General features: G+C 61.7%; 25 protein-coding genes and 1 pseudogene. 14 read left to right on the forward strand and 12 right to left on the reverse strand.

Annotated features, from left to right (window positions below):
* Nucleotides 1-6 precede the first annotated feature (6 nt).
* Genes ACVW16_RS08805 through ACVW16_RS08815 form a run of 3 tightly spaced genes read right to left on the reverse strand, consistent with a single transcriptional unit; the run spans nt 7 to nt 5,350 of the window.
* On the reverse strand, nt 7-3,156 hold the full coding sequence (locus ACVW16_RS08805; protein ID WP_456738779.1) for an efflux RND transporter permease subunit: 3,150 nt from the start codon (nt 3,154-3,156) through the stop codon (nt 7-9).
* Entirely contained in the window at nt 3,153-4,229 is a 1,077-nt protein-coding gene (locus ACVW16_RS08810; protein WP_456735924.1) for an efflux RND transporter periplasmic adaptor subunit, read from the reverse strand. Before ACVW16_RS08810 ends, ACVW16_RS08805 begins: the two co-directional genes overlap by 4 nt.
* Complete coding sequence (locus ACVW16_RS08815) at nt 4,226-5,350, reverse strand: efflux RND transporter periplasmic adaptor subunit (protein ID WP_456735925.1); 1,125 nt, start codon at nt 5,348-5,350, stop codon at nt 4,226-4,228. The genes ACVW16_RS08810 and ACVW16_RS08815 overlap by 4 nt, the downstream gene beginning before the upstream one ends.
* A gap of 988 nt (nt 5,351-6,338) precedes the next feature.
* Between ACVW16_RS08815 and ACVW16_RS08820 the strand changes: the two genes are divergently transcribed.
* On the forward strand, nt 6,339-6,989 hold the full coding sequence (locus ACVW16_RS08820) for a TetR/AcrR family transcriptional regulator (RefSeq protein WP_456704919.1): 651 nt from the start codon (nt 6,339-6,341) through the stop codon (nt 6,987-6,989).
* Between the two features lie 47 nt (nt 6,990-7,036).
* On the opposite strand, the gene ACVW16_RS08825 is transcribed toward ACVW16_RS08820, so the two are convergent.
* From ACVW16_RS08825 to ACVW16_RS08835, 3 genes are read right to left on the reverse strand one after another with little or no spacing between them, the layout of a single operon-like run.
* Nucleotides 7,037-7,249 carry a TetR/AcrR family transcriptional regulator gene (locus ACVW16_RS08825; protein WP_456735927.1) on the reverse strand — a complete coding sequence of 71 codons (213 nt, stop codon included), beginning with the start codon at nt 7,247-7,249 and terminating at the stop codon, nt 7,037-7,039.
* A 4-nt stretch (nt 7,250-7,253) separates the two neighbouring features.
* A complete protein-coding gene (locus ACVW16_RS08830) occupies nt 7,254-7,691 on the reverse strand; it encodes a hypothetical protein (protein ID WP_456704921.1) in 438 nt (145 codons plus the stop codon).
* A 47-nt stretch (nt 7,692-7,738) separates the two neighbouring features.
* The gene (locus ACVW16_RS08835; protein ID WP_456735928.1) at nt 7,739-8,023 is read right to left on the reverse strand and encodes a hypothetical protein; all 285 of its coding nucleotides are present in this window, start codon (nt 8,021-8,023) and stop codon (nt 7,739-7,741) included.
* Between the two features lie 148 nt (nt 8,024-8,171).
* Between ACVW16_RS08835 and ACVW16_RS08840 the strand changes: the two genes are divergently transcribed.
* The 10 genes and pseudogenes from ACVW16_RS08840 to ACVW16_RS08885 all read left to right on the forward strand — a co-directional run bounded on the left by ACVW16_RS08840 (nt 8,172) and on the right by ACVW16_RS08885 (nt 13,503).
* A complete protein-coding gene (locus tag ACVW16_RS08840; protein ID WP_456735929.1) occupies nt 8,172-8,372 on the forward strand; it encodes a hypothetical protein in 201 nt (66 codons plus the stop codon).
* Nucleotides 8,369-8,674, forward strand: a complete 306-nt coding sequence (locus tag ACVW16_RS08845; RefSeq protein WP_456735930.1) for a hypothetical protein — start codon at nt 8,369-8,371, stop codon at nt 8,672-8,674. The genes ACVW16_RS08840 and ACVW16_RS08845 overlap by 4 nt, the downstream gene beginning before the upstream one ends.
* A 40-nt stretch (nt 8,675-8,714) precedes the next feature.
* A complete protein-coding gene (locus ACVW16_RS08850) occupies nt 8,715-9,032 on the forward strand; it encodes a hypothetical protein (protein WP_456735931.1) in 318 nt (105 codons plus the stop codon).
* 4 nt (nt 9,033-9,036) lie between these two features.
* On the forward strand, nt 9,037-9,636 hold the full coding sequence (locus tag ACVW16_RS08855; RefSeq protein ID WP_456704926.1) for a PepSY domain-containing protein: 600 nt from the start codon (nt 9,037-9,039) through the stop codon (nt 9,634-9,636).
* A 42-nt stretch (nt 9,637-9,678) separates the two neighbouring features.
* Nucleotides 9,679-10,845 carry a DUF3734 domain-containing protein gene (locus ACVW16_RS08860; protein ID WP_456704927.1) on the forward strand — a complete coding sequence of 389 codons (1,167 nt, stop codon included), beginning with the start codon at nt 9,679-9,681 and terminating at the stop codon, nt 10,843-10,845.
* 28 nt (nt 10,846-10,873) lie between these two features.
* Nucleotides 10,874-11,665, forward strand: coding sequence for an acetoacetate decarboxylase (locus ACVW16_RS08865; protein ID WP_456704928.1), 792 nt, complete (start codon nt 10,874-10,876; stop codon nt 11,663-11,665).
* Between the two features lie 130 nt (nt 11,666-11,795).
* A pseudogene (locus ACVW16_RS08870) lies at nt 11,796-11,993 on the forward strand (SDR family oxidoreductase); the annotation flags it as partial.
* A 28-nt stretch (nt 11,994-12,021) separates the two neighbouring features.
* On the forward strand, nt 12,022-12,273 hold the full coding sequence (locus tag ACVW16_RS08875) for a hypothetical protein (protein ID WP_456704929.1): 252 nt from the start codon (nt 12,022-12,024) through the stop codon (nt 12,271-12,273).
* Nucleotides 12,274-12,373: 100 nt separating this feature from the next.
* Nucleotides 12,374-12,982: a sll1863 family stress response protein gene (locus tag ACVW16_RS08880; RefSeq protein WP_456704930.1), complete on the forward strand. Its 609-nt coding sequence runs from the start codon at nt 12,374-12,376 to the stop codon at nt 12,980-12,982.
* A gap of 323 nt (nt 12,983-13,305) precedes the next feature.
* Nucleotides 13,306-13,503 (forward strand): hypothetical protein, encoded by a 198-nt coding sequence (locus ACVW16_RS08885; protein WP_456704931.1) that lies wholly within the window; start codon nt 13,306-13,308, stop codon nt 13,501-13,503.
* A gap of 320 nt (nt 13,504-13,823) precedes the next feature.
* Here the strand turns inward: ACVW16_RS08885 and ACVW16_RS08890 are convergent, their stop codons facing one another.
* From ACVW16_RS08890 to ACVW16_RS08900, 3 genes are all read right to left on the reverse strand, one after another.
* The gene (locus ACVW16_RS08890) at nt 13,824-13,985 is read right to left on the reverse strand and encodes a hypothetical protein (RefSeq protein ID WP_456704932.1); all 162 of its coding nucleotides are present in this window, start codon (nt 13,983-13,985) and stop codon (nt 13,824-13,826) included.
* 429 nt (nt 13,986-14,414) lie between these two features.
* Nucleotides 14,415-14,894: a Crp/Fnr family transcriptional regulator gene (locus tag ACVW16_RS08895; RefSeq protein WP_456705348.1), complete on the reverse strand. Its 480-nt coding sequence runs from the start codon at nt 14,892-14,894 to the stop codon at nt 14,415-14,417.
* 370 nt (nt 14,895-15,264) lie between these two features.
* The gene (locus ACVW16_RS08900; RefSeq protein ID WP_456704933.1) at nt 15,265-15,792 is read right to left on the reverse strand and encodes a hypothetical protein; all 528 of its coding nucleotides are present in this window, start codon (nt 15,790-15,792) and stop codon (nt 15,265-15,267) included.
* A 142-nt stretch (nt 15,793-15,934) separates the two neighbouring features.
* On the opposite strand from ACVW16_RS08900, the gene ACVW16_RS08905 reads away from it, so the two are divergent.
* The 3 genes from ACVW16_RS08905 to ACVW16_RS08915 are packed head-to-tail and all read left to right on the forward strand — an operon-like array spanning nt 15,935 to nt 22,318.
* Entirely contained in the window at nt 15,935-17,203 is a 1,269-nt protein-coding gene (locus tag ACVW16_RS08905; RefSeq protein ID WP_456735932.1) for an NHLP bacteriocin system secretion protein, read from the forward strand.
* Nucleotides 17,196-19,418 carry an NHLP family bacteriocin export ABC transporter peptidase/permease/ATPase subunit gene (locus ACVW16_RS08910; RefSeq protein WP_456704935.1) on the forward strand — a complete coding sequence of 741 codons (2,223 nt, stop codon included), beginning with the start codon at nt 17,196-17,198 and terminating at the stop codon, nt 19,416-19,418. The genes ACVW16_RS08905 and ACVW16_RS08910 overlap by 8 nt, the downstream gene beginning before the upstream one ends.
* Nucleotides 19,415-22,318 carry an NHLP bacteriocin export ABC transporter permease/ATPase subunit gene (locus ACVW16_RS08915; protein WP_456735933.1) on the forward strand — a complete coding sequence of 968 codons (2,904 nt, stop codon included), beginning with the start codon at nt 19,415-19,417 and terminating at the stop codon, nt 22,316-22,318. Before ACVW16_RS08910 ends, ACVW16_RS08915 begins: the two co-directional genes overlap by 4 nt.
* A 233-nt stretch (nt 22,319-22,551) precedes the next feature.
* On the opposite strand, the gene ACVW16_RS08920 is transcribed toward ACVW16_RS08915, so the two are convergent.
* Genes ACVW16_RS08920 through ACVW16_RS08930 form a run of 3 tightly spaced genes read right to left on the reverse strand, consistent with a single transcriptional unit; the run spans nt 22,552 to nt 23,242 of the window.
* Nucleotides 22,552-22,764: a hypothetical protein gene (locus tag ACVW16_RS08920; protein WP_456704937.1), complete on the reverse strand. Its 213-nt coding sequence runs from the start codon at nt 22,762-22,764 to the stop codon at nt 22,552-22,554.
* 26 nt (nt 22,765-22,790) lie between these two features.
* The gene (locus ACVW16_RS08925; RefSeq protein WP_456704938.1) at nt 22,791-23,003 is read right to left on the reverse strand and encodes a hypothetical protein; all 213 of its coding nucleotides are present in this window, start codon (nt 23,001-23,003) and stop codon (nt 22,791-22,793) included.
* Between the two features lie 26 nt (nt 23,004-23,029).
* Nucleotides 23,030-23,242 (reverse strand): hypothetical protein, encoded by a 213-nt coding sequence (locus ACVW16_RS08930; protein WP_456704939.1) that lies wholly within the window; start codon nt 23,240-23,242, stop codon nt 23,030-23,032.
* Nucleotides 23,243-24,306 lie beyond the last annotated feature (1,064 nt).

A 24,306-nucleotide genomic window follows, 5' to 3' on the forward strand; every position in this document is an offset into this window, starting at 1 on the left:
TCCATTCTAGATCTGGGGCTCGAGTTCAGGCTCTGGAGCGTGGTGAGTCGACCTGTCTTCGGCCGGCGCCTCGTTCGCAACGGATTCGGGCTCATCTGAAGGTGATTGACCCGCATGCTCGGGATGAATTCTGAACCAGGCGACATACAGCGCCGGCAGAAATAGCAGCGTCAGAAGCGTCCCGACGATGATGCCGCCCATCATGGCATAGGCCATCGGGCCCCAGAAAATCTCGCGGGCGATCGGAATCAGCGCGAGACTTGCGGCGGCGGCCGTCAGCAGGATCGGGCGCATGCGGTGCTCGGTTGCTTCCACCACGGCATCCCAGGCCGGCCTGCCCTCTTTCTTCAGATCCTCGATCTGGACGATCAGGATGACGGAGTTGCGGACCAGGATGCCGATCAGGGCAAGCACGCCGAGAATGGCGACGAAGCCAAGCGGTGCACCGCTCGGCAGCATGGCCATGACGACGCCGATCAGCGCGAGCGGGGCGACCGCGAACACCAGGAACAGACGGGAGAAGCTCTGTAGCTGCACCATCAGAACCGTGGCCATGACGAACAGCATCAGCGGCACCACTGCGATAATCGGGCCCTGGCTCTTGGCACTCTCCTCCACTGAGCCGCCAATCCTGATCGAGTAACCCGCGGGCAGCTGCTTCTCAAACTCCGCCACCTTCGGTGCAAGCTGGTCGACGATCGTCTTCGGCTGAACATTGCTGACGACGGCGGCTTTCAGAGTAATCGTTGGAATCCTGGCGCGGCGCCAGATCGTGGGCTGCTCCAGCTCGTATCGCAGACTGGCGACGGCCCCGAGCGGCACCGATTGGCCGCCGAGCCCGGTCATCTGCAGGTCGCGCAGCGTGTCGATTGAGGCTCGTTCCGGCGCGGTCGCCCGTCCCGTGACGTTGACGAGATAGATGCTGTCGCGCACCTGCGTGACCGGCGTGCCCTGGAGCACCGAGTTCAAGGTGGTGGCGATGTCTTCCGAGGTCACGCCGAGCAGGCGCGCCTTGTCCTGGAGCACATCGACCTTGACGACACGCGCCGGCTCCATCCAGTCGAACACCACATTGCCGAGATCAGGATTGCTGCGAATGACGCCGGCGAGCTTCTGCGAGAGGTTACGGACCTCAGCGATATCGGGGCCGCTCAGGCGGTACTGTACCGGACGTCCCACGGGAGGACCGACCTCGAGCAGCTTGACGTAGGTGTCGGTGCCCGGGAACGTCTTCCTCAAATAGTCCTCGAACTGCGACTTGAGCTTGTCGCGCGCAGCGATGCCGCCTTTTGTCACGATCACCTGCTGGCCGAACCAGGTGTTGGCGGTCTGCAGGTCGAACGACAGCACGAAGCGGGGCGAGCCGGTCCCGACATAGGTCGACCAATGTTCGACAGAATTATTGCCCTGCAACTGGTCGCGCTCGAAGCGCGCCATCTGGGTGTTGGTCTCGGTGATCGAAGCGTTCTGCGGCAGGTTCCAGTCGATTACGAGCTCGGCACGGTCGGACGAGGGAAAGAACTGCTGCTGCACGAACTGCAAGCCGAACAGGGCGAGCAGGAAGGCGCCGGCCGTCACGGCGACGGTGCTCCAGCGGTGATGCATGCAGAACAGGAGCAGGCGCGCGAACATCTGCGCGACGCGGCCCTTTTGTTCGTGATGCCCTTTCATTTTGGCCGGCAAAATGCTGACGCCGAGCAGCGGGGTGAACAAGACGGCCACGATCCACGAGACGATCAACGACACCGCGATCACCACGAACAGGGTGAAAGTGAACTCGCCCGCGCTGCTGCTGTTGAGTCCGATCGGGATGAAGCCGGCCACGGTGACCAGCGTTCCCGTCAGCATCGGGAACGCGGTCGAGGTATAGACATGGGTCGCCGCCTTTTCGAGGGGATCGCCGATCTCGAGCCGCGCCACCATCATTTCGACCGCGATCATGGCGTCGTCGACCAACAGGCCAAGCGCGATGATCAGGGCGCCCAGCGAAATGCGTTGCAGCGAGATGCCGCAATAGGCCATCACGACGAAGGTGATCGCAAGCACCAGCGGAATGGCGATGGCCACGACGAGCCCCGCCCGCATGCCCAGGCTCAGGAAGCTGATGCCGAGCACGATGATCACGGCCTCGAACAGCGCTTCGGTGAAGCCCGAAACAGCATGCTCGACCACGACGGGTTGGTCGGCAACGAGGTGCACGCCGACGCCGATCGGAAGGTCGGCGATGATTGCAGTCATCTCCTTTTTCAGCGCCTCGCCGAACTGGAGCAAATTGGCACCGGATTTCATGCCGATCGCGAGCGCGATGGCGGGCTGGCCGTTGTATCGGAACAGCGTTGACGGCGGATCGGCATAACCCCGCGTGATGGTCGCGACATCGGTCAGCGGGAAGAAGCGGTCGTTGATGCGCAGATTAACCGCCTTGAGGCTCGCCTCCGAGGTGAACTGACCGTTGACGCGGACGCTGATCCGCTCCGGCCCTTCCTGGAACACGCCGGAGGGCGCTACCGCGTTCTGGCCCTGAAGCGAATTCATGATGCCGTGGACATCGAGGCCGAGGGCCGCGATCTTGCGGGTAGAAAATTCGAGATAGATGACCTCGTCCTGCGCGCCGAGAATGTCGACCTTGCCGACATCGGGCACCGTCAGCACCTTGGCCCTTATATCCTCGACCTGATCGCGGAGCTGTCGCTGGCTGAGGCCGTCACTGGTGAAGGCATAGACGTTCCCGAAGACGTCACCGAAGCGGTCGTTGAAGCCGGGTCCGATCACGCCTTGCGGGAAATCGCCCCTGATGTCCGCGATCATGTTGCGGACGCGCACCCAGGTCGGCTTGACGTCGGCCGCCTTGGTCGCATCGCGCAAGTAGACGAAGACGGTGGTCTGACCTGCCACTGTGACGCTCTTGGTGTAGTCGAGCGATTCCAGCTCCTCCAGCTTCTTCTCGATCCGGTCCGTGACCTGCCGCGTCATCTCCTCGGGCGAGGCGCCGGGCCACTGCGCCTGGATCACCATCGTCTTGATGGTGAAGTCAGGGTCCTCCTGGCGACCCAGCTCCAGATAGGCAAACAGGCCGGCAGCCATGAAGGCGATCATGAAATACCAGACGAGCGAACGATGTCCGAGCGCCCAGTCGGAAAGGTTGAACGACTTCATGGCTCTCGATCCTGTTCGATGCGGACGTGCTGCCCGGGCTTGAGGCTGTGAATTCCGGCGGCGACGACGCGGGTGCCGGCGGCAAGCCCGCCCGTGACGCGAATGCCTGCCGGTTCGGTGATGCCATCGATCTTCTGCAGCGCAACCGTGCTGGTGGCTTGATCGACCACCCAGACGAAAGCGGCGCCATCCTTGGCGAGCACCGCTGATGGGGGCAGGCGCATGACTTTGCCTTGATCCTTGGCCAGCTGTGCTGTGACGGTCGCGCCGAGACGAAAGCCTTCGGGGGGATTGTCGAGCGCAATCCGGACCCGTCGCAGCCGTGTCACCGCATCGGCTTGCGGCGCGATTTCGCGGATCCTGCCCTCGACCTGAACGGTCGGAAGAAGCTGCAGGCTGACGGTGAACGGCAGACCTACCTCGAGCGGCACGGGGAGGTCTTCCCCAATATCCACGACGGCCTCCCTGACGTCCGGCCGCGCAACCGTCACCACAGTTTGGCCGGGAGAGACCACCTGCCCGACTTCCGCGCCGACAGCGGTGACGACGCCACCGAAGTCGGCCTTGATCCGGGCATAGCCGAGCTGCTCGAGCGCCTTCGTCAGGCTCGCCTGCTCCTGCGCAATGCTTGCTTCAGCGCCGGCGCGGGCCTGCTCGGCATTATCAAGCGTCTGCCTGGGGATCGCATCACTGCTGATGAGCGTGCGTTGCCGCTCTTCCGTGGCCCTGGCCGTCGCAAGCTGAGCCTCGGCCTTCGCAAGCTGGGCTTTAGCCGCGCGAACGGCGAGATCGAGTGCGGTGGGATCGATCGTGCCGATGATTTGTCCTTCGCGGACCATGTCGCCGACGTCAATCGGACGCGATGTCAGACGTCCGAGTACGCGAAAGCCGATGTTGGTTTTGTAGCGCGGCTCGACGACGCCAACGGCAGCCGCGCTGTTGCCGCTGTTCGGCTCGGCCAGCATCGAGAGCACGGGCCGCACGGGCTCCGGCGCGTTCGTCTCCTGCTGACATCCTGTGAGCAACGAGGCCGCCGCGAGCGTGCCAGCGATCATCATGACCTGTCGCTTCATGACCGGCCTCCTTCTTCAGCGACCGACTGGCCAACGCTCAAAAGCTTTCCGCCATCGACGACGACGCGCTCGCCGGGCTCGAGGCCCGCCTTGATCAGCACCTGACCGGCCTCGTAAGCGCCGACCGTGACCGGCTTCAGCGACGCCGTCTGCGTTTTCGGATCGACGGTCCAGACCGCGGGCTTCCTGCCCGCGGCCATCAGCGCGGTCCAGGGCAGGACGATCTCGTTCTGGGGCTTCACGTCGACCGTTCCGGCGACGGCGCTGCCCAGCGTCATCGCGGCCGGCGGATTCTTGATGGACACCTTGACGCGTATCGTGGAGCTCTTCGAGTCGATCGCAGGTGAAATCTCTCTCACCTCACCCGTTGCAGTCACGTCGGGATCCGAGATGAGCGCCAGCGTGACGCGGCGGCTGTCGGTCTGGCCGAGGAAAACGGATTCATAGACCTCGAAGACGGCATCGCGCTCTCCATCCTGCGCGAGGGAGAAGACGGGTTGCGCGGCCGGCACGACCTGACCGACCTCGAGATTTCGCGCGGTCACGACGCCGTCGGCTTCGGCCCGAAGGACGGTATAGCCAAGCGCATCCTGCGAAGTGCCGAGCTGCGCCCGGGTTGCTTCGAGCACGCCGTCCGCCGTTCGCAAGCCCTCCTGGGCCTGATCATAGAGGGTGCGGGTGGTGAAGCCGCTTGCGATCAGCGCTCTCTGTCGCTCGAACGTTGCCTTCGCCACGCGCAGCTGGGCTTCGGCAGAGGCCACTGCCGCGGTCGCAGCATCCACGTCGGCCGCCTGCTCGGCGGGATCGAGCCGGGCGAGGACCTCGCCCTTGTTGACGTGAGCACCGACGTCCACGGCGCGGGCAACCACACGTCCGCTAACGCGGAACGATAGATCGGCACGGAAGCGAGCCTGAACCTCGCCCGTCAATGTGATGGTGGCCTGCCGCTCGCGCGGCTGTACGATCGCGGTCCGGACCAATGCGGCGCGGTTGGGCGTCTGCGCCGCGTGATCGTTGCAACCGGTCAGCGCAATGCTGACAAGCACGGCCGCTGCGACGAGAGTCTTCGCCGCTCGCGGCGTTCGAATCGCTTGGATTGGATTGGAGAACTGGTTTGTCATGGCGCGTCCGCCGAATGGGAGAGCGTCAACAGCCCCGCCAAGCGCATCGGCGGGTCGACGGGCGCCGAGCGCGGCCTCATTTGAAGACGCGACTCTCCTGCGGCGCGGGACCCTGATCTGGCGCGTTGCGATGGTCCAGTTTGCGTCCCGCTCGCGCTGGGTCAGCGGAAATGACAAGACGATCGAGGTGAATTCGGCGCCAAAACCCTGTTCGATCCGGCCGCTGAGCCCCCGCGCGATATCCTTGGCAATTCGCAATTCGCGATCGGAGACGTCCCGCGCGGGACGCGTGCCGTTGTCCAGGATCACGCAGTTCGCCAGCGCGCCGTTGCGTGTCAACTTGACCTTGATCTGCCCGGCCCGCCCGTCGAAACAAGCGTGCCTTGCCGCGTGCATCACGAGTTCATGGACGACCAGCCCCAGGTGCCAGCAGCGCTCCGGCTGAAGCGCAAGCGACTGGGTCGCGAAGGCCAATTGAATGTCCATCCGGTCCAGGACCGCCCGCCGCATGCCACACCCCAGCTTGCGAATGGAAGTGGCGGCGTGGATGAGCGTGTCTCCCGCCGGCATGGACAATGCGCGATGCACGTCGGCGTAACCATGCAGCAGTTCGACGACATTGCTGAGCGCGCCCTTGGCTTCCGTCCCCTCGACCCGGATGGCTGCGGCAGAGACCAGCTCGATGGCGAAGGCGACACCATTGGTGACCCTGTGATGCAGCTCGCGCAGCAGCACGCCTGGGCGCACGCCGGACGGGTCTGGGTACGAAACAGTCACGACATTCTCCTCATTCGGCTCGGACCATCGGGGCTCGAACGCCCCCAGCTTTGCGACCCGATCGTTCGGGACCACCCGGCTGGCCCGCAAGAGCGCCGAGATCGGCACGATAATACACTATACCGTATATTTTCTTTTTCTTGCCTTTCTTCATGGACCGTGTCAAGCGGGAAAGCGAAACGCACAGACTCGTGATTTCGGAGGTTTAAGAATGAAGAAAACGAAGCGAGGCAGACCGCCCAAGGATCTGGCCGGAGACGCGCCGGCACGCATTCTCGATGCGGCCCAGCAGCTGTTTTTGGAAAAGGGCTACCGCAGCGCCAGCATTGACGACATTTCGGAGCTCGCCCCCGCAAGCAAGCCGACGATTTATGCCCATTTCCCCGGCAAGGAGGCGCTGTTCGCGGCAGTGGTGGCGCGCACCATCGACGGCTTGACGGATTTCGAGGGGTTCTCGCCCGAAGGCCGCACCATCGAGGACAAGTTGATGAGCCTCGGGACAGCCATCGTTGACCGCGTTGTCGAGGAGTCACTGGGCATGGTGCGCGCCACCATCGCGGAATCGCAGCGGTTTCCCGAACTGAGCCGGAACGTCCACGACGCTGCGCGCGATCGCTCCCTGAATGCGGTGTCGCAGCTGCTGGACGAAGCCACGCAAAAGCTCGCCCGCACCGCAAGGGGGCCTTTCAGCGCCAAACGAAGCCGCGCCACCGCACAGATTTTCCTCGACCTGATCCTGCTGCCGATGCTGTTCCGCTCGCTCGTCGGCGAGACGCCGAGGGACTTGAAAAAGGAGCTTCCCGGCTTCGTGCGCGAACGTGTCGGCTTTTTCCTGGCGGCGTGCGAGACGGACTGGTCATAGGAGCATGGCCACCTGCCCGCTTTGGACTGACCCCGGAGGCATCAGCGTCAGCAGCGGCCTTCAAATGCAGCTGCGATGATCGCGCGCTTTGATGCGAAGAAGCGATGGATGTTGGCCGGAGATATCGACAGTCGCCGCGCAATCTCCGCGATAGCCGTCTTGTTGTGACCGATCTCGCAAGAGAGGTCGGTCGCCGCCTGGACGATTCTGTTCCGAGCATCGGGGTGCTTGCCGAGATGATGAGCATGTTCTCGCTTCATGTTCTCACCGCGACGGAAGGTTCAGCAACTCGATGCGACAGGCTTCGCCGAAAGCGCGCAAAGGATCGATTTCCTCGATGAAGTCGGGCAGGTCGACGATTGACCGGTTTGGCGACAAATAGGTTTCGATGATCAGGCGACCGGTGCGCTCGGCTGCGTGAACGACCTCGTCGGTGGACAGGATTCGCATGCGACCGATAAGCGTGTAGAGACCGACGAGCTGCGGAATTTCCGCCCTGTCGCTGACGAGCGCGTCGGCATACAGGCGGGAAGCCTCCTCGATGAAGTTCTTGTACAACCGTTCGCGCTTTTCGAACGAGCGAGCGTGATGTCGCTCTCGAAGCCTTCGGCGCCGGTTGAACCATCCACTCATGATGGTCGAGACCGCTCCGAAGGCGGAGCCACCGAAGGCGGCGAGCGCCGGAATATACATCGTGGTCATCGGTCTTTCCTCTCGCCGGTCGCGGTGCAGACGCCTCTGCGGAGTGCTCAAGGGGCGCCCGCCGCGACGTTGCGTCTTATCGGCTCCGCACCGATCCCAATGCTTGCCTGCTCAAACACCGCCTTGCACGCCTGGCTCAGGTCCGATTTACGCTGACGCAAACAGGCTTCGACCCCCGACGGATCTGGAATGTAGCTGCTGCACAGGCGAAACGCGTCGGGTGTACACGCCGCCCTCTGCTCTGCCGTGCCCTGGTTTTCCTGCCCGGAGGCAGCTGCGCTGCCAAGCGCGACCACGGCCGCTGCGAACAGCGCCGGCATCAATCTCGTCATGTCAGTTCCTTTCTTGCGTAAGACTCTGGTTTGCTGGCGGGCCGTGAACCCCGGTCTGCACACGCCCTTGTGAAGCCATCGTCTTGACTTCGGGCGCGGCGCCTGATTTATATGAACTATACGGTATAGTTTATTAATGAGGCGCAGAATGTCAAGCCTGCTGTTCGCGTTGATGCGCGAAAACCCGATCCCCGCGCTCGCCGTCGCATCGCTGAATATCGTCGTCGCCCTGTTACTCGTGGTGTTGAGCCTGCTGTTGGGCATCACGATCGCGATGATCGCCTGGGGTCATTCGCTCGGCGAACGCCGGCCGAGCCCTATCCGGCTGGAGCGGAGGATGGTCGCATGACGCAGGCGCTCGCACACAGAGGCGTTGCGCCTGACGAAATTGACCGACTCACGCACACGGCGCAAGGGACGCCTGGAGCGGAAATGCTGAACTTCATCGAAGTCTTCGACGTGATGGAAGTGGACCCCGATAGCGGCAAAGCCGTGTGGATGGGCCGCACTGGTACGCGGACGGCGCTGAGGCGTGACGGATTCACCATTGACCCGAACATCGCGGCCTATTGTCCGACCGATTGGCTCGACGAGCGCGGCTATCTCGACGCCGAGCTTGCGCGCAAGCATCCGCGGCCGTGGCGAATCTGATGATGCGACACAGCGATATGACCATCGGGAGCCGCGTGTCGTGAGCCGACAATCCATCATCGCCATGCGCGCGGGCCAAGGGACTGAAATCGCCCTGCCCTTGCGCGGCTACTTTCTGTCGGTCGGCGGCGCGCTGCTCTGCTTGCTTTGGGCGGCGGGCTCCATGCTGCCGGCGCCATCGCCTGGCCGCTTTACCGAGCCAAGACCCGCGGCACCTCCGATCCTCATCCATTCTGCGATGAAGGGACCGGAGCTCGTGGTGATCGACACCAACCAGTCACTGCCCGCGCCCTCCGCCAAGGAGATCGTCGTCGCCCACGCAGCCGCGAGCGCCATCGAACGACCTGACCGAGATTGATCCGATGCCGAAGCAACATCTGTTAGCCCTGATCGTCTGGACCGCCATGCTGACAGCGAGCGGCGCCGTCGCGGACGTCCAGAGTCCTGCGGATACCGATCCCAGAAGCACGACCGCGCCAGGCGACGCCGAGGACGGCACGATCCGCCGCGTACTCACGGAGTTCCGCACGGTCCGCGTCCCGCTCGGCCGCGCCATGGCGATCGCCGAGCGTCTGCATGAGGGCTCGAAGACAGCCGACATCAGCTTCGAGTCTGCCGGCGCCCCCCTCTACCGCGTCCGCACGATCCGGAATGAACAGGTATGGGAGAACACCGTCGACGCAAACTCCGGCGGCATCGCGGGAAAGGAAGTGACGTCTTCGCTGCGGGAGCTCGGCCACGAAGACCTCGCCAACATGATCGCACTCAAATGGATCAAGCAGGAATTGTCTGACGCCGTGCAGGTCGCAGAGCGAGCCGCGGCCGGCAGCGCGCTTGCCGGTGGGCTGGTCAGACAGGACGGCAGGCTCAACTTCGTCGTGGTCGTCGCCGCCGGCGATGATTTGAAGGAGGTCATGCTCGAGCCGCCCAAGGTCGCAAAGCAAGGCCCGATCCATCGCTAGCCCGGCGAACTACGCCCGCAAGAATGAAGGAAATCACTCACGATGAACTTCCAGCCTCGATCACAGATCTCGTCCGCCTCACGGCGCGTGCCCTTCGATTGCATCGCCCTGCTGTTACAGGGCGGGGGTGCGCTCGGTGCCTATCAAGCCGGTGTCTATGAAGCCCTGGCCGAAGCCGGCATTCACCCCGATTGGGTCGCCGGCATTTCGATCGGCGCGATCAATGCCGCCATCATCGCCGGCAATCCGCCGGAGTGCCGCGTGGACCGTTTGCGCGATTTCTGGACCCAGGTCACCTCGACGGCGGCGTGGGAGTGGTCCGCTTTCAGCGATTGGTCGAAGACCGACAGCACGCGCAACCTCATCAATCAGATGAGCGCCGGTCTGGCGGCCACGTGTGGCGCAACCGGTTTTTTCTCCGCCCGTCCCGTCCTGCCCTGGCTGCAGCCCGGCGGAGCCAGCGATGCGACCAGCATCTATGACACGCGCGCGCTCAGGATCACGCTGGAGCGCTTGGTCGACTTCGATCGTCTCAACGCCGGGCTGACGCGCTTCAGTGCCGGCGCGGTCAACGTCAGAACCGGAAATTTCGTCTATTTCGACAATACCACCCATACGATCCGGCCGGAGCACGTGATGGCGAGCGGCGCGCTGCCACCCGGCTTTCCGGCCGTCGAGATCGAGGGCGAACATTATTGGGATGGTGGCCTCGTCTCCAATACGCCGCTGCAATGGGTGATCGAATCAGATGCCCCGCAGGACATGCTGGCGTTCCAGGTCGATCTCTGGAGCGCGCGCGGCCAAATTCCCCGCAACATAGCCGAGGTGATCACGCGGCACAAGGAAATCCAGTATTCGAGCCGCACGCGCGCCAGCACCGATCAGTTCAAGCGCGTGCAGCGTCTGCGGCGCGCACTCACCGATCTGCTTGGCCGGCTGCCCGACGATCTCAGCCAGGATGAGGACGTGAGACTGCTCAGCACAGCGGTCTCACGGAACGTCTACAACATCGTCCACCTGATCTACCGCGCGCGCAATCACGAGGGGCACTCCAAGGACTACGAGTTCTCGCGTCTTTCGATGCAGGAGCACTGGCAGGCCGGCTACCACGACGCATTGCGCACCCTGCGCCATCCGGAGGTGCTCGCCCGCCCTTCTGGCCCCGACGGGGTCTTCACCTTTGATCTCGAACATGACGGCCGCGAGTAGCGGTGCCCTGATGACACGGAGATTTCTTATGCGTGAGACTGACGTGAGACGGCGAGCCTTCGCGATGCCGCTGACAAATCCGGCCTACCCTCCCGGGCCCTACCGGTTCATCGATCGCGAATACCTGATCATCACCTACCGTACCGATCCGGCCAAGCTGCGGGCCGTGGTGCCGGAGCCGCTGGAGGTGGACGAGCGAGAGGCTCTCGTCAAATACGAGTTCATCCGCATGCCCGATTCCAATGGCTTTGGCGACTATACGGAAAGCGGGCAAGTGATCCCCGTCTCCTTCCGCGGCCGCAAGGGCGGCTACACCCATTGCATGTTCCTCAATGACGAAGGCCCCATTGCGGGCGGACGCGAGCTGTGGGGCTTTCCGAAAAAGCTGGCACAGCCGACCCTGAGGACCGAGATCGACACGCTGATCGGCACGCTGGACTACGGGCCGCTGCGGGTCGCGACGGGGACGATGGGCTACAAGCACCGCGAGGCCGATCTGGCGAAGGTCAAGGCTGCCCTTGGCGAGCCGAACTTCCTGCTCAAAATCATCCCGCACGTCGACGGCAGCCCGCGGATCTGCGAGCTCGTTCAATTCGGGCTTGAGGACATCGTGCTGAAGGGTGCGTGGACCGGGCCTGCGGCCCTCGCGTTGACGCCACATGCGCTGGCACCCGTGGCCGAACTGCCGGTCCTGGAGATCATCTCCGCCGTTCACATCCGCGCCGACCTCACGCTCGGGCTCGGAACGGTGGTGCACGATTTTCTGCAGCAACCGGCGCGCGGCTCGATTCGCACCAGTGAGAAGGCTCTTGTCTTTTGACTTCAACTGCGCGTCCCGATCCGAGGTGCGGCGCCGATCCGGTTTTGATGTTACGAGGAAGTGTAAGAAATGGCAATTCTGAACCGTAAGACGGCGGTCGTCACCGGCTCCACCAGCGGCATCGGCCTCGCAAATTCCCAACACGATGGAGGCCCGTCGCATGCGGAGGGATGAGGTCATCAACGTTGTCCTGCTCGCCGCCCAGCCGACCAAGGAGTTCGTCACAGTCGAGCAGGTCGCCTCGCTCGCGCTCTTCCTGTGCAGCGACGAGGCCGCGCAGATCACCGGCGCCAACCTCGCGATGCACGGGGGCTGGACGGCCGCATAGCGCCTTTCAATGCAGGGAGCATTCGATCATGTCTTCTTTCCAAGCTGCCGACCTCGTCATTGAGAGCAAGCACTTCCTCCAGCTCGATCTTGCGGCCGATGGCGGTCTTGCCGGCGCCCTGGGCCTGGCCGAGGCGGCCTTCAGTGAGGATGTGCTGCCGTGCGATGCCGAGTTGATGGCTCCAGCCGACTTCTATGCAGCACTTGCCTCCGGGCCGCGGCGCACTCGGACAACGGCCACGGCCGAAAGGTCAACGCTTTTTCCATGTCTCGCGGCCTGAGGAGCGAGGCGGCCACGCAGAGTGCGGTTGACCCAAGTCAACACGCGCAAAGCCGAACTCGGAGAAGATCATCCAGCCAGAACGGTCAACGGAGACGATCATGTCAGAGCACAGCAGCATGCATTTCTACCTGAATTGGGCCAAGGAGCGCATCGACGAAATGGATGCCGCTCTGGCCTCGTTCGAGATCAAGGCTGGCGATGTCAAGGCCGAGTCGAAGGTCAGGGCCGAGCAGATCATCGCCGATCTGAAGAAGCGTCGTGACGAATTCCAGGTGCAGCTTAAGACCCAAGCCGATGTCGGCGAAGCGGCCTGGGCACGTAGCAAGGCGGAGCTCGAGAAGCAGTGGAACGGCTTCGAGGCGCAGATGAAGATCTACGTTGAAAGCGCCGGCAAGCAAGTCGAGCAGCAGCAAGCGACCTTCAAGGACATCGCGGCCGCACAGGTAAAGGCCTGGCGCGAGGCCGCCGACAAATTCCGTGAGGCAGCCGGCAAGGTCGCCGCATCGCATACGGGCGACGTCGACGCCGCTCTAAAGCAGATGAAGGCCGACGCCTCCGAGGCAGAAGCTCGTCTGCAGAAGCTGAAGCAGGCCGGCGGCGATTCCTGGTCAGTGCTGAGCGCAGCGCTCGCGGAATCCCGCAAAGCGTTCGATCAGGCCAACCAAGCTGCTTGGAATGCGCTGAGGCACGCCGGACCGAAGAGCTGAAGGTTGCTGTGTTCAACAGCCGCCGGTTCAGGGGAGATATGCCAGCATTCGGCCCTGAGCTCTTGAAGGTTGTCGACGAAGAGGAGGCGCTTGCGATCAAGCGGGGGGCTGATCGTTCAGCCACTTCTGGCGTCGTTTTAGGACGTTCGGTCGGTCTCGCTCGCGGGGCTTGCGCCGTCTTTGCCCGGCTCCCAGCACGGCAATGGTGCGCTGTTCATCGCTGGTGTGTGACCTTCGTCACGGCGCAGATTAATTATCCAGTCTAAACCTGCGACATGAGATTGAACGGGGAGCAATCCCCTCGTGAAGCAGGGAGAATGAACATGACCCAGATTGCGCGAACCGAAACTCTCGAACTGTCGATCGCCCAGCTCGACCAGATCAGCGGCGGAATGTCCGTACCCACGAATGAAGCGCAGATCATTGCGGGGATTAAGGCTAAAAACTTTGCGCCTGGCAGCGTCTTTACTGGAAACAGTTCCTTTGGGGACACAATAGACAACAACAATAACCTGCCGTGAGAAACCAAGAGGCCGCCAAGGTGGGCGGCCTCTTCCATTCGCCGGGGCGATGTGTCGTGAGCCGCTGACGGCGTGCCCATCGCATGCCGGACCACCCGTAAATTTCCCCAGTGCCGACTGCTTGGCTCGCTGGTTATCTGGCCGCCGCCTGAGCGCCGCACCATGAAAACACCGAAGCCAAAGCAATGGGCCGATTCGATGCGCCAACTCCCTGCCGCGCCAGCCGCCTTAATCGCAATTGGCCCGAACCGGTTATTCCAGTACATACAAGGCTGGGAGGGCACTGCGCCTCGCAGTGCCCTCCCGCGCAGGCCGTCACTTCACCTTAGCTGAGAAACCGTATTCCACGCGGTACCGTAATCCTTAACGGTGTAGACGACGGGCTCACCGTAGAAGTCTCCCGTCCTCGTGAAGCCGCCGCTCACCGTCTCCAACTCTTTGTCGCCCAAGGGACGCGTTTCCAACTCTTTATCTTTAGGCATGGTCATTATCTCCTGTTGCTGATGACGGCCATACGTTGCCGGTCGCGCATAAGTCGGGCAAAGAAGCGTCACGGTCTGTGATCGCCGTCACCTTTCGATTAGCCTGGCCCCGCCGCGCCACTACGCTCAAGCCCAACGGTGTCGTCAACCCAACGGAACATCGGCACGCAGAGCAATTCAATCGCCAGTGGCCCCTTTTGATTTGAGAATGCAAAGATGAGGCGGGCAACATGCCGAACGGGCATTGGATCGGGCGCATCGATGTGATCAAACCCGAATACACCAAAGCCTACGGCCCCGCCCTCACGGCGGTGCCCCGCAAATGACGCTGCAAAGCGGCCGATTACCAGTACCTCGAGCGTGCCAGGTAAACCTCTTGTGCCCGGTCAATCACGGTCTGGGCACTGAAACCGGGCATCGGTCACTTCGTCACCGACACGCGTGAAGCATCTGCAACTCCGCAAAGCGATTGTCGGCGCGACGAAGCCGCCGACAAAGCTCGCGGTTGACATTCTGCATCACCATCACATACGCGTGGATATCGGCCTTGTAGTACGCGTAAAGTTGTCGAGCCGTGAGCTCGTACAGCAGAGTTTGGCTCTGCGCGACGATGGTCGCTGACCGGTTCTGCATTTCGATGAGCGTCATTTCGCCGAAAAAGTCTCCCGGCCCCAGACTCGCCATTCGAATTGCGCGCCCCGATCCCGCAAGCTTGCTCACCACGAGCTCGCCGGAGTGAACAACAAACATCGAGCGGCCTGGTTCTCCTTCCGCGACGACAGTGTCACCGACGCCGAAGCAGCGCTCGACCAGCATTGAGACCAACAGATCGCAACTCGCGTCTGAGAGACCACCGAAGAACGGTGTGGCAAGCAAAAATGCTTTCAGATCGGGCGAGCTGACAGCCATTGACAAAATATACTCCCGCGACCAGCGGTGGCAAGCCGCCGAGACGTCGACGCTGCTGGAGCAGGCCGCAGGACGAGCGCGGTGATCCTGCTTCGGGAACTTGTCATGATCCGGGATTTGCATCGCGAAGGTCTGTCGGGTCCCCCCCTCGCCCAGCAACTTCGGGCTGATCGAAAGACAGTCAGGGCCTCCATCGCCGGAAGCTTGCCGCCCAGCTTACAAAAAGTGGCACCAAGGTGTTCTCGATGGTGCTCGGCTACTCACTGGTCGACCTGGGCGCGCTTTTCTCCGTTGGGATCTGCAAGTTGTCCTTCGCTCTCATCTCCGCACGTCGAGATCGCCGACCGCGCGGGCGCTTCCTTTCGCCCGGTCAAAGGCGCGCTCGAATGGAAGCCAATATGCCTGTCGTCGTGTCGATGACGGTTACGGCCTGCTCAATCTTGCCTTGCCCCAACGGATATTTGGTACACCGCTCGGAGATCTGAACTAATCGTTTTCTTTCGCCGGTCAGGATCGTGCTGCTCTTGTCGACGGCAAACTTGACAATGTCCCGCATCGGATTCTTGTCGCCGAAGTCGGTCAGATCTTTCTCCATGGTGATCAGATACTCGTAGCTTGCGAGTTCGTCGGAGATTTGCAGAAGTTCCCGGACAGTCGAGTTGACACACTCGGCGTCGCCGCTGGAAACGTCGGGGCGCTTTGCGGTTGCAACAAGGTCGTTCATGAGGTTGGCAAAGAGTGGCTTAAGGCTCTCCGCCTGCCGGAAATCGCTCTCGGACAGGACGCCCGCACCGCACACACCGGGTAAGACCAAGGCAAGCCCCAAGGCGGCGGCCAGCATCTTTCGGTGCGCTCGCGCTGGGAACGAAAACAACATGGTGCCCATCAGCCCGTGCATTTCAGCCGCTCTCCATGCTCGCCCCTTATTGTTGGACGGTCGATCTTGTGCAAAGATCAGCGATCGTCGACTTCAGTTCACACTTGCTTTGCGTGCAGACATGTCGGCGTCTGAACCGCTCCCAAAGCCGGAGCATAAGAGCATGACCGACCGGCCGCAACGGGCGTTTCGCGCCGCGGCCCTTGACCGGGCTGCGTCTCCCGAGCAGCTCGATCATCTCGTTGTCATCACCAGGCCCGCTGACTGGATTCTGACCCTCGTGCTCTGCATTGCGCTCGTGGCGGCCGTGCTGTGGGGCATCTTCGGGCGCGTGCCCACTCGCGTCTCAGGCGAGGGTATCCTGATTGGCAGTGGCGGTAAGGTCGTCGACGCCGTATCCGCCGCAGCCGGACGGCTGCAGTCGGTCGCAGTTACGGTCGGCGATCACGTCAAGAAGGACCAACCCATCGCTCAGATCGTTCAGACCGAGATCCAGCAAAAGCACAACGCAGCTACCGAGGTCTTTCATGAACGCGAGCGGGAGCACGCCGACCGGGTATCGAAAGCTGCAAGCGAGCTCGCCGCCAAGAGCCAGAACTTTGCAAAGCTTGAAATCGCCCTGCAACAGGTGATCAAGGCAACGAGCCAACGTATCGAGTATCTCACCGTCGACGTCAAAAACCTGGAGGATCTGCTGGCTAAGGGATACACGACGCGCCGCAATCTGGAAGAGCGACGTCAGGAGCTGACCGATGCGCAACAGCGCCGTACTGATGCCCAGAACGAGATCTTAAAGCTGCGGTCGCAGAAGACGGATCTGGAAACGGAGCGCGGGCGCGAAATTCAGCAGTCCGAGTTTTCACTCAACGAGGCCCGGCGGCAAATGAATGCCGCCGCCGAACAGCTGAGCCAGAACACCCAAGTGATCAGCCCGATGGACGGGCGGGTTTTGGAAGTGAAGATTTCGTCCGGTTCGGTGCTAGCCGTCGGTACACCGGTTATTGCGATCGAAAGCGAAGGCACCAGGCTCCAAGCCGTCGTCTATGTTTCTGCCGAACGGGGCAAACAGATCAAGCCCGGCATGCAGGTGCAACTGGAGCCGAGCACGGTGAAGCGCGAGGAATTTGGCATGATGCTAGGCCAGGTGGTCAGCATCTCTGATTTCCCGATGACGCCGCAAGGCATGGGTGCGCTGCTGCATAACGAAAGCCTGGTTTCACGCTTCTCGCGCGACGGTGCGCCTTACGCCGCGATGGTTGCACTCGATGAAGATACCTCCACTGCAACCGGATATAGATGGGCCGTTGGCGAGGGGCCGAACATCCATCTCACCAGCGGAACGTTGGCGCGGGCCGAGATCACAACACGCCGGCGGCGCCCGATCGATCTGGTGATACCCCTGCTCAAGCACCTCACGGGAATCGATGGATAAGTCCTCTCCAAACCAGCCAACCAGCGAGCGTGGCCGGCCAAAATCCTACGTCAGCCGCATGGCGAGCTGGTTGCCGCAGCAACGCATCCGGCGGACACCCATCCTACTGCAGATGGAAGCCGTCGAATGCGGAGCGGCAGCGCTTGGCATTATCCTCGGCTATTACGGTGCGTGGATCCCGTTGGAGCAGCTTCGTATCGCATGCGGCGTATCGCGCGACGGCAGCAAGGCGAGCAACATCATCAGGGCGGCGCGGCGATACGGGCTGGCGGCGAAGGGCTACAGCGTCGAACCTCCGGCGCTCGCCGCGATTCCAACCCCGTGCATCATTCACTGGAATTTCAACCATTTCGTGGTCCTGGAAGGAATTGACAAGAAGCACGCCTATATAAACGACCCCGCGAGCGGACGTCGGCGGATCGATCTGGTCGAGCTTGACCTCGCCTTCACCGGCGTCGTTCTGGTGTTTGAACGGGACGAAAGGTTCGAGAAAGTTGGCAGCAAACCGAAGGGAATAAGCCTGCTCATACGGGAGCTGCGCCACTCGAAGCAGGCGGTGGCCCTGCTGGTTGTGGTCAGCATCGCCGCGGTCCTGCCCAATATTGTTGCCGCGGGATTCTCAAAAATCTTTGTCGATGAAATTTTGATTCAGCACACGCGCAACTGGCTTGTGCCGCTCCTGATCGGCATGGCGCTGACGGCGACCCTCCGGGCCGTCCTGACGATCATACGTCAATCGCTGCTATTGCGGCTGCAGACCAAGCTCGCCGTCGTGATGACCAGCCGTTTTCTGTGGCGCCTCATGATGCTGCCGCTGGAATTCTTCACCCAACGCCACGCAGGCGACATTGCGGGTCGTATCGCAGCCAACGAACAGATCGCCCGTCTGCTTTCAAGCGGCATTGCAGCCAATGCGCTCAGCCTGATGTCGGTGGTCTTGTTCGCCGCAGCCATGGCCGTCTACGACGTCAGCCTGACCACTCTTTGCGTCGCAATCTCTTTGATAAATGTTCTGCTCCTGCGGCTTGTCGCTTCACGCCGCCAGGAACTGAGCTATCGGCTGGCGCTCGATCAGGGAAAGCTGCTCGGGGCAACCGTGAGCATGGTGCGGACTATCGAAACCATCAAAGCAAGTGGGTTGGAAGACGACGCCTTCGGCCGGTGGGCCGGTCTTCAAGCTAAGAACCTCAACGCCGAACAGAGGATCGGCGCCTCCGCCATCATATTGGACATGGTCCCGACCTTGCTCACGGGTCTCATGATCGCAGCGATTCTTGGTGTCGGAGGCTTGCGGGTCATTGAGGGCTCCCTGACACTGGGAAGCCTCGTCGCCTTCCAATCCCTAGCATTGAGTTTCTCCGAGCCTTTCGTCAATCTCGTGAACTATTTCGGTGGACTGCAAACCATCAAGGGAGCACTCGAACGGCTCGAGGATGTCTACCGATACCCTCTAGCCCCGCAACCACCGACACATGCGAGTGCCTTGCCGCCGAAGCTTACCGGCCGGCTCGAACTTCACAACATCAGCTTCGGCTATTCGGTGCTCGAACCGCCGCTTTTGGCCGATCTTTCGCTGGTGATCCCTGCCGGTTCACGCGTGGCACTCGTTGGCATGTCGGGCAGCGGAAAATCAACCCTCGGCAAACTGATCTGCGGACTGTACAAACCCTGGTCCGGCGAGATTCATTTTGATGGATGTAGGCTGACGGATATCCCTCCGGACATTTTTGCGAACTCCGTCGCCTATGTCGACCAGGACGTCTTTCTGTTCGAGGGAACGGCGCGAGACAATCTGACGCTCTGGGATTCAACAACCGATGAGCGTCACCTCCTGACGGCGGCCAAGGACGCGCTGATTCATCAAGACCTTGCGACGAGACCGGGCAATTATGACTGCCACGTAAACGAGGGCGGCACGAACTTCAGCGGCGGTCAGCGTCAGCGCATCGAAATCGCCCGAGCTCTGGTTTGTAATCCCTCGATCGTTGTCTTGGATGAAGCGACGGCTGCACTTGATCCGATTACGGAAAAATCCATCGACGACAACCTGCGGCGCCGCGGCTGCAGCTGCATCATCATCGCCCACCGCTTGAGCACGATACGCGATTGCGACGAAATCGTCGTGCTTGAACGCGGTCGCATCGTTGAGCGCGGCACGCATGAGGAGCTTCTTGCGCTTCAGGCCTCCTATGCCAAACTGGTGGAGCGCGAATGACCGATCGATTTGTCAGCGAGAGTTTCGTTGGGCAACAACCCGAGGCGCCGAGCGGTCTTCCGCACCGGACTTCGCTCGATGCGCGTCGCCCAATGCTTCTCAGCGACCACGAACACGTTCTTCAAGTGGCCGCCGGTCACGTCGATTTGTTTGCAGTTCGGCCGACAGGCACGCGCCAGCATTTGTTTCGCGTCGAAAACGGCGGATGCATTCTGGACCTCCACAATGCCTGCGAAACCTCGGGCAGCCGACTGCAGATCATCGCTGTCGGCCCGCCTGGGAATGCGATTTCGGAGGTGCCGCGCAGCGCAGCGTCATTTGGCTCTGTGTCTAGCTGGATCGCCCAATTGGCGGTGTTCATGGTCCGCTCGGCGGCAAACGAAGCCATCTCCGAGTTGGTGAGCGGCGAGGCGATTGAACTGCACCCAGGCGAACGACGTCGTGGTCCGATGCGGGACCTCGTGTGGGCCCACCTCGACACCGGGACTGCAAACGTCATGGACCTCGGCTCGAGCTTCGCTCCCGGGCAGCCTCCCTTCCCTTTGACCGCCGGGATGTGGGTGGAAGCTGGCCAGCATGGGTGCAAATTGCGTCTCGACCCGAACCCGCCAGATACCCCGGTTCTCTGGCCCGCCATTGACCGATTCCAGGTTGCATTCATATCCCATCTCGAGCGCAGCCTGGCAGCGGGCCTCAGTCGAGAGCGGGAACGCCTGGTCCGCCGCGACGAACTCACTGTGTCGCAAACGCTCGACTCGTTTGAGCGGCTCGCCGACGTCGTAGTCAAGAAAGCCGATCGCGCGCAATCCGAATGGGATCCGGCAGACCCGCTGCTTTGCAGTTGCCGGGTTGTCGGAGACGAACTGGGAATACCCGTTGCACTTTCGCAGCGCGCTCAACCCACAAGACAGGCCTTCAGCGACATTCTGGAGATCGCTCGCACAGCCCAGTTGCGGATCCGCCGTGTGCATCTGCGCGATGTCTGGTGGACGACCGATGCTGGACCGCTCCTCGGTTGGCACGGAGCCGAACGCAATCCGGTGGCTCTGGTGCGCAAGCGTGCGAACACTTACACGATGTTCGACCCAAAGAGTGGAAGTCGCCGCTTCGTCGATCGCTCCGTTGCCGGTGAGCTCAAGCCGGAGGCCATCACCTTCTATCCGGCGTTGCCGCCCCGCCCGCTCCAATATCGCGATTTGCTTGCCTTTGCGATGCGGGGCGTTTCCGACAGCATCGCGCGCATCGCGCTGGCCGTTATGGTAATCGGCCTACTGTCGCTGATGCCGCCACTGATCACCAACGTCTTGGTGAATTCGGTTATCCCGCGAACCGAGATCGACCAACTCGTTGTTTGCGCGCTTGCGCTGACGGTCACCGCTGTGGCGATGGCCAGCCTACAGGTGATGCAAGGACGGGTCACGTTAAGGCTCGAAGGTCTGCTCGACTACAAGCTTCAGGCCGCGCTGATCGACCGACTGCTCCGCCTACCGACCTCCCTGTTTCGCGAATATACCAGCGGCGATTTGGTCGATCGCGCCATGGGCATCGACGCCACGCGCCGGATCTTCACCGGACGTGTGCTGGGCGGTTTTACGGCCTCGTTCTTTTGTTTCTTCAGCATTGGGCTGATGCTCTACTATGACCTCCGACTGGGCAGCATTGCACTGCTGCTCACTATGGTTAGAGCGGCAGCAATTCTAGCCGCGAGCGCCGTGCGACTCTACTACGAAACCAAGCATTTCAACCTGCAAGGCAAGGCCAGCGGCTTTGTCCTGCAATTGATTGCGGGCGTAGGCAAGCTTCGCGTGGCCGGCGCAACGGCGCGCGCGTTAGCGCGCTGGTCGCAACAATTTGCCGTACAGAGGCGGTATTTCATCGCCTCGCAGCAAGCGGCCAACGCGCTGAGCACCTTTGACACCGCTTTTCCGATGCTGGCGACGTTGACCATCTTTGCGCTTGCTTCCTACACGAAGAGTCACATCCTACTCGACCTCGGCGCATTTCTCGGCTTTCTGGCAGCCTTCGGACAGACAACGGCCGCGATCGGCAGTTGGGCCTCGAGCGTCAGCGAGTCCCTGGCGGCCATTCCTCACCTCAGCCGCCTCAAGCCCGTGATTTCCACTCCTGCCGAGATCTCCGAAGAACGCCGATCGCCCGGAGAACTCACCGGAGAGATTGAACTTTCCGGCATAGTCTTCCGCTATATGAAGGGCGGGCCGAAGGTTCTGGACGACGTCAGCCTAAGCATTGCGACGGGTGACTACGTCGCGATCGTCGGTCCCTCAGGCAGCGGGAAATCGTCGCTCTTTCGTTTGCTGCTCGGTTTTGAGCGGGCGGAAGCCGGCACGGTGTTTTACGATGGCAAGGCCCTCAACACGCTCGACATCAGCGCCGTGCGCCGGCAGCTTGGCGTAGTGCTGCAAGATACCAAGCTCGCAACCGGAAGCCTTTACGACAACATTTGCGGCGGCGTTGATCTACCGCTGGAGAAGGCCTGGGAGGCCGCCCGACTGGCGGCGCTGGATGCCGACATCGCGCAGATGCCGATGGGCATGCATACGCTGGTTGCTGAAGGCGTGACTACGCTATCAGGCGGTCAGCGGCAGCGACTATTGATCGCCCGCGCTCTTGCGCGCTCACCACGGATTCTTCTGTTTGATGAGGCAACCAGCGCACTCGACAACCAAACCCAAAGCATCGTCGCCACCTCGCTGGAACGCTTGAGCATTACGAGGATTGTGATTGCGCATCGCCTCAGCACCGTGCGCAATGCGGACCGTATTGTCATGCTGTCGCGCGGCAAGGTGGTGCAAGCGGGAAGCTACGCGGAGCTCATGAACGAGCCCGGGCCGTTTGCGGATTTCGCCAAGCGGCAGTTGCTCGAATCGGCTCAACGCTAGTCTAACGGCGAAGGAGACGATAATCCGGACGCATCGCTAGGCCGGGTCATTCCCCGTGGATGAGGATCTCTCGGCAGGTGGACACGAGTACGCTCGTTGGGCATCGACACCGTGTCGCGGCCTATTCCCGCAGTTCATTGCGCGAGGATGCTCGTGTCCATGAGAGTTCTCGATTGAGATGAGTACCCGCACACCCCCGGGAGCAACCAAGGAGTGTGCGGGGTATTGCTGACTTAGCCGATCGAGCTGGTATTCCCCTGCGCGAGCAGCTGGGTGGCGGCAGCGGCACCACCGGCACCGAACACGCTGGAGCCGCCCTGGGCGACACCAACCTGCGTGGCAGAGTTCGCCTGCGCGACGATGTTGTTGGACAGATTGCTCAGGTCGAAGAACCCTCCAGACACAGCGTCGAGTTCCATGTCGATCAGTTCACACACTTCAATCATGACTTCCCTCCTCTGGTATCTGTGGCTTAGCCGATCGAACTGGTGTTCGACTGCGCGAGCAGCTGGGTGGCGGCAGCAGCACCACCGGCACCGAACACGCTGGAGCCGCCCTGAGCCACTCCGACCTGCGTGGCAGAGTTCGCCTGCGCGACGATGTTGTTGGACAGATTGCTCAGGTCGAAGAACCCTCCAGACACGGCGTCGAGTTCCATATCGATCAGTTCAAACGCTTCAATCATGACTTCCCTCCTCTGTTATTTGTGACTTAGCCGATCGAACTGGTGTTCGACTGCGCGAGCAGCTGCGTGACGGCAGCGGCACCACCGGCACCGAAGACGCTGGAGCCGCCCTGAGCCACACCGACCTGCGTGGCCGTGTTCGCCTGCGCGACGATGTTGTTGGACAGATTGCTCAGGTCGAAGAACCCTCCAGACACGGAGTCGAGTTCCATATCGATCAGTTCACACGCTTCAATCATGACTTCCCTCTTGTTGCTGTGATCGACATCTGGCTCAAAGCAAACCAGCGCCTCACTGCCCGTGTTCTTACCGGAGGGTTGTTTTTATATCTGTGAGAAGAATCACGCACGACCCACAGTTCGCAGTCAGCCTTGGCTTGAGATGCTTGTTGTTGTCCGAGCATGGAGCTGCGGAAATCGACTACTCGGTCATCCTGCTCTGACCAGCCGCTGGAGTTAGCTTGTTAGTCCGCAACTGTTTCGGTTCGCGATTGGCTTCGCAACCCGGCATCACGCGTCCCGGAAATGCGCCAATCATGCGATGGACGAGTCGCGTGACGTTTGATTGCTGAAGCTGCACTCCTCCGACACATCTATGAGCGGTAGCCGGCTATCACGCAGCTTTGAATGGGACGTTGGGCTGCTCCACGAACGACCTGGTGCAGCGTCGCGCCCAGCGAGCACCGGAAGCCGCTGCGAGACATAACACCACTGATAGGCCGTCCCCCCGCATCAGCTCTTTGGACGACACAGCACCGAAGATGGCGAGACGAATTTGCTTCGACCGTCGCAGTGCCATGGCGCGACCAACCGAACCACCTCGACACTGGCCGCATGCCTTCATAGGTCTGAGCGATTCACCCCGATCGTGCGCCTGACGCACTCGAGAAGTAACGCGTCGGCTAAATCGGGATCGCTAAAAGGCGGACAGCACCTAATCCTGACTGCGTTGACGCCTGCTCACCCTCGAGGTTCAGGGCGGCGCATCGTCGATCGCGTCCAGCGATGCACGCGGCACAAAGAGTCTTCTTTCAGCGCACGAAGAGAATTCTCACATGGGCGGACGCCGGCCATCATCTGGCCATTCGCGACGCGGAAGACTAAAGCGATGAGTAAAGCAGCTTCCTGCTGAATCGAGCCACTCATGTCCTACCAGCAGCGATCAATTAGATAAGCACAGCGTATTCATATTCTTCCCGCCGCTGTTGCCAGCGCGAATACGCGGGCTTCCATGCCGCGCCTCCCGGCCGAGCGCAGTCAGGCTTGGATTCCCGAGCACCCTACCAGCCACGTACTCACCCGAG

This window comes from Bradyrhizobium sp. USDA 4474, from assembly GCF_054057515.1.

Bases quoted from the DNA above. Each gene is read 5' to 3' on its own strand.
- ACVW16_RS08895 (WP_456705348.1), bottom strand. From the start codon at position 14,894: ATGGCTGTCAGCTCGCCCGATCTGAAAGCATTTTTGCTTGCCACACCG.
- ACVW16_RS08830 (WP_456704921.1), bottom strand. From the start codon at position 7,691: ATGACCACGATGTATATTCCGGCGCTCGCCGCCTTCGGTGGCTCCGCC.
- ACVW16_RS08915 (WP_456735933.1), top strand. From the start codon at position 19,415: ATGACCGATCGATTTGTCAGCGAGAGTTTCGTTGGGCAACAACCCGAG.
- ACVW16_RS08815 (WP_456735925.1), bottom strand. From the start codon at position 5,350: ATGACAAACCAGTTCTCCAATCCAATCCAAGCGATTCGAACGCCGCGA.
- ACVW16_RS08900 (WP_456704933.1), bottom strand. From the start codon at position 15,792: ATGCACGGGCTGATGGGCACCATGTTGTTTTCGTTCCCAGCGCGAGCG.
- ACVW16_RS08835 (WP_456735928.1), bottom strand. From the start codon at position 8,023: ATGACGAGATTGATGCCGGCGCTGTTCGCAGCGGCCGTGGTCGCGCTT.
- ACVW16_RS08860 (WP_456704927.1), top strand. From the start codon at position 9,679: ATGAACTTCCAGCCTCGATCACAGATCTCGTCCGCCTCACGGCGCGTG.
- ACVW16_RS08865 (WP_456704928.1), top strand. From the start codon at position 10,874: ATGCGTGAGACTGACGTGAGACGGCGAGCCTTCGCGATGCCGCTGACA.
- ACVW16_RS08930 (WP_456704939.1), bottom strand. From the start codon at position 23,242: ATGATTGAAGCGTGTGAACTGATCGATATGGAACTCGACTCCGTGTCT.
- ACVW16_RS08885 (WP_456704931.1), top strand. From the start codon at position 13,306: ATGACCCAGATTGCGCGAACCGAAACTCTCGAACTGTCGATCGCCCAG.
- ACVW16_RS08920 (WP_456704937.1), bottom strand. From the start codon at position 22,764: ATGATTGAAGTGTGTGAACTGATCGACATGGAACTCGACGCTGTGTCT.
- ACVW16_RS08805 (WP_456738779.1), bottom strand. From the start codon at position 3,156: ATGAAGTCGTTCAACCTTTCCGACTGGGCGCTCGGACATCGTTCGCTC.
- ACVW16_RS08820 (WP_456704919.1), top strand. From the start codon at position 6,339: ATGAAGAAAACGAAGCGAGGCAGACCGCCCAAGGATCTGGCCGGAGAC.
- ACVW16_RS08855 (WP_456704926.1), top strand. From the start codon at position 9,037: ATGCCGAAGCAACATCTGTTAGCCCTGATCGTCTGGACCGCCATGCTG.
- ACVW16_RS08875 (WP_456704929.1), top strand. From the start codon at position 12,022: ATGTCTTCTTTCCAAGCTGCCGACCTCGTCATTGAGAGCAAGCACTTC.
- ACVW16_RS08905 (WP_456735932.1), top strand. From the start codon at position 15,935: ATGACCGACCGGCCGCAACGGGCGTTTCGCGCCGCGGCCCTTGACCGG.
- ACVW16_RS08910 (WP_456704935.1), top strand. From the start codon at position 17,196: ATGGATAAGTCCTCTCCAAACCAGCCAACCAGCGAGCGTGGCCGGCCA.
- ACVW16_RS08810 (WP_456735924.1), bottom strand. From the start codon at position 4,229: ATGAAGCGACAGGTCATGATGATCGCTGGCACGCTCGCGGCGGCCTCG.
- ACVW16_RS08880 (WP_456704930.1), top strand. From the start codon at position 12,374: ATGTCAGAGCACAGCAGCATGCATTTCTACCTGAATTGGGCCAAGGAG.
- ACVW16_RS08925 (WP_456704938.1), bottom strand. From the start codon at position 23,003: ATGATTGAAGCGTTTGAACTGATCGATATGGAACTCGACGCCGTGTCT.
- ACVW16_RS08825 (WP_456735927.1), bottom strand. From the start codon at position 7,249: ATGAAGCGAGAACATGCTCATCATCTCGGCAAGCACCCCGATGCTCGG.
- ACVW16_RS08845 (WP_456735930.1), top strand. From the start codon at position 8,369: ATGACGCAGGCGCTCGCACACAGAGGCGTTGCGCCTGACGAAATTGAC.
- ACVW16_RS08890 (WP_456704932.1), bottom strand. From the start codon at position 13,985: ATGCCTAAAGATAAAGAGTTGGAAACGCGTCCCTTGGGCGACAAAGAG.
- ACVW16_RS08840 (WP_456735929.1), top strand. From the start codon at position 8,172: ATGTCAAGCCTGCTGTTCGCGTTGATGCGCGAAAACCCGATCCCCGCG.